Raw genomic sequence first — 6,337 nt, forward strand, 5'->3', positions numbered from 1 at the left:
GCTGCGCTCCTCAGTTGGCGCTCTGCGTCTGGGGGTGGCCACTGCCCCGGTGGGACAGCGCGGCGATCCGGTCGACGGCCCCCGCGAGGGCCTCCGGCGGCAGCAGCCCGGGGCCGCGGCTGCGGGCGAATTCGGCGAAGGTCTCCGCGGTCGTGTACTTGGGTGCGAAGCCGAGTGTTTCGCGCATCTGGTCCGTCGCCACGACCCGGCCGTGGGTCAGCAAGCGGATCTGCTCGGGTGAGAAGTCCGTCATTCCCAGCGTACGCACCAGCGAGCCCGCCCACGTCACCGCGGGCAGCAGCAGCGGCACCGTGGGACGTCCCAGCCGCCGGGAGCACTGCGAGAGCAGCAGCACGCCGTCGCCGGCGATGTTGAACGTGCCGCTGTTGAGCGTGGCGCGACGCGGCTCGTGGGAGGCGATCCGCAGCACCTCGATCACGTCGTCCTCGTGCACGAACTGCAGCCGCGGGTCGTAGCCGAACACCGTCGGCAGCACCGGCAGCGAGAAGTACGAGGCGAGCGGGGTGTCCGCCGTCGGACCGAGGATGTTGGCGAACCTCAGCACGCACACGGCGACGTCGGGCCGCCGCCTGGCGAAGCCCCGCACGTACCCCTCGACCTCGACCGTGTCCTTCGCGAAGCCACCGCTGGGCAGGGACTTGGGCGGGGTGGTCTCGGTGAACACCGCCGGGTCCCGGGGCGCGGAGCCGTAGACGTTGGTGCTGGACTTGACCACCAGCCGCTTGACCGACGGGGACTTCTGGCAGGCGCCCAGCAGCTGCATGGTGCCGATGACGTTGGTCTCCTTGACCAGGGCCCGGCTGCCGCTGCCCAGCGCGGTGCCGGTCACGTCCATGTGCACCACCGTGTCGGCGGACGTCTCGGCGAGCACCCGCGCGATCGTGGGCTGCCGGATGTCCGCCTGGACGAAGTCGGCGCCGCCCAGATGGTGCTCGGGCGGGACCGCGTCCACGGCGACCACCCGGTCGACCTGCGGGTCACGCTGAATGCGCCGCACGAACCGGCCCGCGAGCTGACGGGCCACTCCGGTCACGAGCACGACCTGTCCCAAGATCAGCGCCCTCCTTCCCGCCTGGATTCCCGCCGGGTTCCCCGTGTGCGGCCAACCTATCGGGTCGATGTCGCGCTGCGACGAGCGCTCGATGCGCGACGTGACGGCAGGTACGTACGTGCGAACGAAATCGGCCCACTCCGGCAGCCGGCCGGCCCAGGACGCACGCGACCCCCCACCGGATGCGGTGGGGGGCCACGGACACGCTTTCGCGTTGGCGCGTACCTCGCGCGACCGGCGTCCTACTTCTTGTTGCGACGCTGGACGCGGGTGCGCTTGAGCAGCTTGCGGTGCTTCTTCTTGGCCATCCGCTTGCGCCGCTTCTTGATAACAGAGCCCACGACTACCCTCGCTCACTTCTCATCACTCGGTGTTTGGGCGCCATGGGCCCACACGACCTACGAGGGGCTAGCCTACCCGCCCGAGGGCTGAGGTCGTAATCGAGGTGTCCGGAGGGATCCGGAAGTGTTCCGCAGTGTCCTTCACGGATCCCTCCTGATCGCCGTCAGGCGGTTTCAACCCCCACGTAGCTCTCGCGGAGGTACTCGTGAACCGCTTGCTCCGGGACACGGAATGACCGCCCCACCCGGATCGCGGGCAGATGACCGCTGTGCACCAGGCGGTACACGGTCATCTTCGACACTCGCATGACCGAGGCGACTTCCGCCACGGTAAGGAACTGAACCTCGTTCAGAGGCCTTTCGCCAGCTGCAGCCATGACACACCTGAACCTTCCGCACTCGACGGCCACCGGCTTCCCCTTCCGGTGACTCTTCGTCGCTGCGTGCTCACTCCCCAGACTAGGGGCGGGTGATGCAAGTGGGGAAGAGGTGCACCCATCGGCGGCCTACTGTGACAGACACGCTCGATTGAGTACGTAGCGGGCCAGCGGACGGTAGTAGGCGGGCCGCACTCCGTCATCAAGTGGAACGACGACGGACACGTGCCCCTCCGCCTGCCCGACGAAGGGCGCGGGGTCGTTGGTGTCGGCCGGCCCCATGGCCTCGAACCCCAGCTGACCTGCACCACAGACCCAGCCGTGATCCCCGATCACCAGTTCCGGCAGCGGGCCGCCGACGTCGGCCGCCGCCGCGAGCGCCAGCCGAACCGGGAGCGGCGAATGCGTGTGCGCGCCGGGCTCACAACCGGAGCGTTCGGTGCCGGACGGCCGGACCAGGGCGACTCCTCGTACATACTCGAGGCGGCACGTGCGTAGGCCGAACCGGGTCGTTATGTCGACACAGCGACCCTGCGCGGGGGTGAGGACGGTACACCCCGCCGCCGACAGGGCGTCCGCCAGCGCGGCGTAGAAGCCGAGCAGCCGGTGCGGATGCCCGGTGCCGAGGAGTACGGGGGCACCCCGCCGCGCCGCCGCAGCGAGCCGGTCCGCGAAGGCGTCCAGCGCGGCCAGCGTCAGATCCGGGTCGATGACATCAGGGCCGAAGGTGTGCCGCGGATCGGCCGAAACACCACACCTCCGCGCCATCAGCTCGATCAAGTCCCGCTGCTGCCAAGGCCCTTCGGGATCGATCCCGATCAGCACCCGGGGGTCCCGGGCCGCGAACAGCCGATAGCTGCGCAGACCGGCCTCCCGCGTCGTGGTCACCGACCCGGCGAGACGGGCCCTCACCAGATGGGCGCGCAGCGCCGCGATGCTCAACACCCGAGCGATGCTGACGCACGACCCCCGCGGACGTCCCGGGAACCAGGGAACACCGCACAGTCGGCCTAATCCGAAGGCCCGCTCACCGGCACTACGGCAGCAGGCCCCGCAGCGGGAACACCGCCCGCCGGGTCGCCAGGATCGCCTGGTCCAGCCGGTCCGCCGGGTCGTACCCCGCCTCCCAGTCCGCCCAGGACACCGGCCACCGCCCATCGGTCATCCGCATCGGGCCCAACTGCCGTGTCCGCGCGTACACCGCCTGCCGCCAGCTCTCCGGAATCACCGTCTCCGGCTCCACCGGCCGCCCCGCCGCGATCCCCACCAGATGCGTCCACGACCGTGGGACGACCTCCACCACCGCGTATCCGCCACCGCCCAGCGCGACCCACCGTCCGCCGGCGTGCTCGTGGGCCAGCTCATGGCACGCCATCTGCACCGCCCGCTGCGCGTCGAGTGACACCGCCAGATGCGCCAGCGGATCCTCGAAGTGCGTGTCGGCCCCGTGCTGGGTGACCAGCACCTGCGGACGGAAGTCGGCGACCAGTTCCGGCACCACCGCGTGGAACGCCCGCAGCCACCCGGCGTCCCCGGTCCCCGCCGGCAGCGCCACGTTCACGGCCGATCCCTCGGCGGACGGCGCCCCGGTCTCCTGCGGCCATCCCGTCTGCGGGAACAGCGTCCGGGGATGCTCGTGCAGCGAGATCGTCAGCACCCGCGGGTCCTCCCAGAACGCGGTCTGCACCCCGTCCCCGTGGTGCACGTCGGTGTCGACGTACACGACCCGCTCGGCACCCAGCTCCAGCAGTCGCGCGATCGCCAACGCGGCGTCGTTGTAGACGCAGAAGCCCGACGCGGAGCCCGGCATCGCGTGGTGCAGCCCGCCCGCGAAGTTCACCGCGTGCAGCGCATCCCCGCGCCACACGGCCTCCGCCGCCGCCACCGACTGCCCCGCGATCAGCGCGGACACCTCGTGCATACCGGCGAACGCCGGATCGTCCAGCGTCCCCAGCCCGTACGTCCCGTCCGCCGCTCCCGGATCCGCCGACGCGGCCTTCACCGCGGCGATGTAGTCCTCCCGGTGGACCAGCCGCAGCGTCGACTCACCGGCCGGCCTGGCCGCCACCAGCCGCGCCTCCCGGTCGAGCCCGAGCGCGTCGACCAGTTTCCGGGTCAGGACGAGGCGGACCGGGTCCATCGGGTGGTCCCGGCCGAAGTCATAGCCCGTTACTGCCTCGTCCCACATCAGCTGTGCGCGGCCGCTCATGACCGCCACCGTATCGGTCGGGTCGCGGCGCGAACGACCCGGCGCACACCGACGTCACCAGCACCAACGCCATGGGCACCAGCATCGCCCCGCGGTAGCTCCACGCGTCGCCCAGCGCGCCCACCAGCGGGGAGCCGACCAGGAAACCCACGTAGTTGAAGATGTTGAGCCGTGCGACGGCCTTGTCCGACGCACCCGGGAACAGGCGCCCGGCCGCGGCGAAGGTCTGCGGCACCAGCACGCACAGACCCAGCCCCAGCAGCGTGAACCCGAGCATGCCCACCCAGGGGCCGGGCGCCACGGCGACCACCGCGAACCCCAGCGCCGCCACCAGCGCGCCCACCCGTACGACGGCCACGGCACCGAACCGCCGTACCCCGGTGTCCCCGATGGCCCGCCCCAGCAGCGTGGTGACCATGTAGACGTTGTACGGCACCGTCGCCAGCTGTTCGGAGCCGCCCAGCGTGTCCTGGAGGTACTTCGCACTCCAGTTGGAGACGGTCGAGTCCCCGATGTACGCGAAGGTCATCACCAGACACAGCGGCAGCAGCAGCCGGAACACGACCGTCCCACCGCCTTCCCCGCCGGCCTCCCCGCCGGCCTTGTCCGGTGCGGCGGCGGAGTCGGCGTCGACGTACCACCGGCTGCCCACGAGGACGCCCGGCAGCAGCACCGCCACCACCGGCAGGTACGACACCCACAGCGCCAGGTGCCAGTGCGCCCCGGCCCAGGCCAGCGAGGCACCCACGATCCCGCCGAGGCTGTAGACGGCGTGGAAGCCGAGCATGATGCTGCGGCCGTACGTCCGTTGCAGGCTCACCCCGAGCATGTTCATCGAGGCGTCCAGCACGCCGACGGCCAGCCCGAACGCGGCCAGCGCGACGGCCAGTTCGGCGACCCGGTCGCCCGCCCCGACACCGAGCAGGGACAGGAGGACGACGGGCTGGGACCAGCGCAGCAGCCGGCTGGGCCGGAGGCGTTTCACCAGCTGTTCGGTGGTCGTGCTGCCGATACCGGCGAGGACCGGCACGGCGGCCAGGAAGACCGGCAGCAGCGCGTCGGAGACCCCGAACCGGCCCTGGACGGCCGGGATGCGCGTCACGAGAAGAGCGAAGGCGACGCCCTGCGCGAAGAAGCTGAACGCCAGAGAGGCCCTACCGCGCCGCAGCACATCTGTCATGGCGGCGAGCGTAGGACCCTGGGCTACCTGTGGGTAGGTCCGGTGAAAGATGAATTCTGCTCAGCTTTGGGGCAAGGGCGAGGCCCTTCGGGGACTTCTGGACCGTGGCGGGAGCACTGCTCCGCTCCAGGGCCGCCAGCGTGCTCATCCCGAACCCGTTCTTGAGCAGGTAGTACCCGCCGACCGGCACCGCCACATCCATGAGCAGGGGGCGAGGTTCGACGCGCATCGTGTTCGTCGTCATGCTCAAGGCTTCGCGGGTGAAGGGGGTCCGCCAGTAGAAACGATCGTCCGGAACTCCGCATGACAATTGTCAGTACCGCGGCGGTGGCCGGCGTCATGTCAGCATGTCCGCCAACTCCTCCATGCGCGAGAAGAGTTGAGTGGCATCCGCGAGGTTCGCGGCCGGGGTCATCGCCGTGAACCCGTAGACGTCCATCCCGGCCGCGACGGCGGCCCGCACACCCAGCGGGGAGTCCTCTACGACGACGCACCGCTCCGGGGCCACTCCCATCCGGTCGGCCGCGTGGAGGAACAGGTCCGGCGCCGGCTTGCCCCGGCCCACGTCCTGCGAACTGAAGATCCGCTCCTCGTCGAACCACCGGTCCAGGCCGGTCGTCCGGTGCCCCACCCGGATCCGCTCATGACTCCCCGAGGACGCGACACAGTGCGGCGTCCCGTCCACCGTCAGCTTCTCCAGTACGTCGGCGGCACCGGCCACCGGCTTCAACTCCCGCTGGAACGCCGCGAAGACACGGGCGTGGAAGACATCGTCGAAGTCGTCCGGCAGCCGCTTCCCCGTCCGCTCCAGGACGAGGTCGTGGATCCGGTGCATCGCCGACCCCATGTAGTCACGGATGGAGTCCTCGTACGAGGTGGGGTGCCCCAGCTCGGTGAGGTAGGCGGCGAGGAGCCGGTTGGAGATGGGCTCACTGTCGACGAGGACGCCGTCGTTGTCGAAGATGACGAGGTCGTAGCGCATGAGTACGAGCCTAGGCGAGTGCCGACCTGGCCGACCGGCCGTAAACGCAGAAAACCCCCGTGCCGAATGGCACGGGGGTTTTCTCACAATTTGTTCGGCGGCGTCCTACTCTCCCACAGGGTCCCCCCTGCAGTACCATCGGCGCTGTAAGGCTTAGCTTCCGGGTTCGGAATGTA

At 70.3% G+C, this 6,337-nt stretch carries 7 protein-coding genes and 1 rRNA gene; all 8 read right to left on the reverse strand.

The window, feature by feature from the left end; translation table 11 throughout:
- Positions 1–10: 10 nt before the first annotated feature.
- The gene (locus tag ACFY4A_RS31375; RefSeq protein ID WP_390832703.1) at positions 11–1,072 is read right to left on the reverse strand and encodes an NAD-dependent epimerase/dehydratase family protein; all 1,062 of its coding nucleotides are present in this window, start codon (positions 1,070–1,072) and stop codon (positions 11–13) included.
- Positions 1,073–1,314: 242 nt separating this feature from the next.
- Positions 1,315–1,413 carry a 30S ribosomal protein bS22 gene (locus ACFY4A_RS31380; protein WP_003948845.1) on the reverse strand — a complete coding sequence of 33 codons (99 nt, stop codon included), beginning with the start codon at positions 1,411–1,413 and terminating at the stop codon, positions 1,315–1,317.
- 164 nt (positions 1,414–1,577) lie between these two features.
- A complete protein-coding gene (locus ACFY4A_RS31385) occupies positions 1,578–1,790 on the reverse strand; it encodes a helix-turn-helix domain-containing protein (protein WP_004984898.1) in 213 nt (70 codons plus the stop codon).
- A gap of 129 nt (positions 1,791–1,919) precedes the next feature.
- Positions 1,920–2,735, reverse strand: coding sequence for a phosphatase (locus ACFY4A_RS31390; RefSeq protein ID WP_390832704.1), 816 nt, complete (start codon positions 2,733–2,735; stop codon positions 1,920–1,922).
- A 91-nt stretch (positions 2,736–2,826) separates the two neighbouring features.
- A complete protein-coding gene (locus ACFY4A_RS31395) occupies positions 2,827–3,999 on the reverse strand; it encodes an acetoin utilization protein AcuC (RefSeq protein WP_390832705.1) in 1,173 nt (390 codons plus the stop codon).
- On the reverse strand, positions 3,950–5,179 hold the full coding sequence (locus ACFY4A_RS31400; RefSeq protein WP_390832706.1) for an MFS transporter: 1,230 nt from the start codon (positions 5,177–5,179) through the stop codon (positions 3,950–3,952). Before ACFY4A_RS31400 ends, ACFY4A_RS31395 begins: the two co-directional genes overlap by 50 nt.
- 337 nt (positions 5,180–5,516) lie before the next feature.
- Positions 5,517–6,161, reverse strand: a complete 645-nt coding sequence (locus ACFY4A_RS31405; RefSeq protein ID WP_390832707.1) for an HAD family hydrolase — start codon at positions 6,159–6,161, stop codon at positions 5,517–5,519.
- 92 nt (positions 6,162–6,253) lie between these two features.
- Positions 6,254–6,337: ribosomal RNA gene (gene rrf, locus ACFY4A_RS31410) — 5S ribosomal RNA — on the reverse strand; the annotation flags it as partial.

It is taken from the genome of Streptomyces sp. NPDC001292 (assembly GCF_042896465.1).
Classification (GTDB): domain Bacteria; phylum Actinomycetota; class Actinomycetes; order Streptomycetales; family Streptomycetaceae; genus Streptomyces.

What these genes read in the sequence shown, in the direction of transcription:
- ACFY4A_RS31385 (WP_004984898.1), bottom strand. Translation starts at nt 1,790, where the DNA reads ATGGCTGCAGCTGGCGAAAGGCCTCTGAACGAGGTTCAGTTCCTTACC.
- ACFY4A_RS31405 (WP_390832707.1), bottom strand. Translation starts at nt 6,161, where the DNA reads ATGCGCTACGACCTCGTCATCTTCGACAACGACGGCGTCCTCGTCGAC.
- ACFY4A_RS31400 (WP_390832706.1), bottom strand. Translation starts at nt 5,179, where the DNA reads ATGACAGATGTGCTGCGGCGCGGTAGGGCCTCTCTGGCGTTCAGCTTC.
- ACFY4A_RS31395 (WP_390832705.1), bottom strand. Translation starts at nt 3,999, where the DNA reads ATGAGCGGCCGCGCACAGCTGATGTGGGACGAGGCAGTAACGGGCTAT.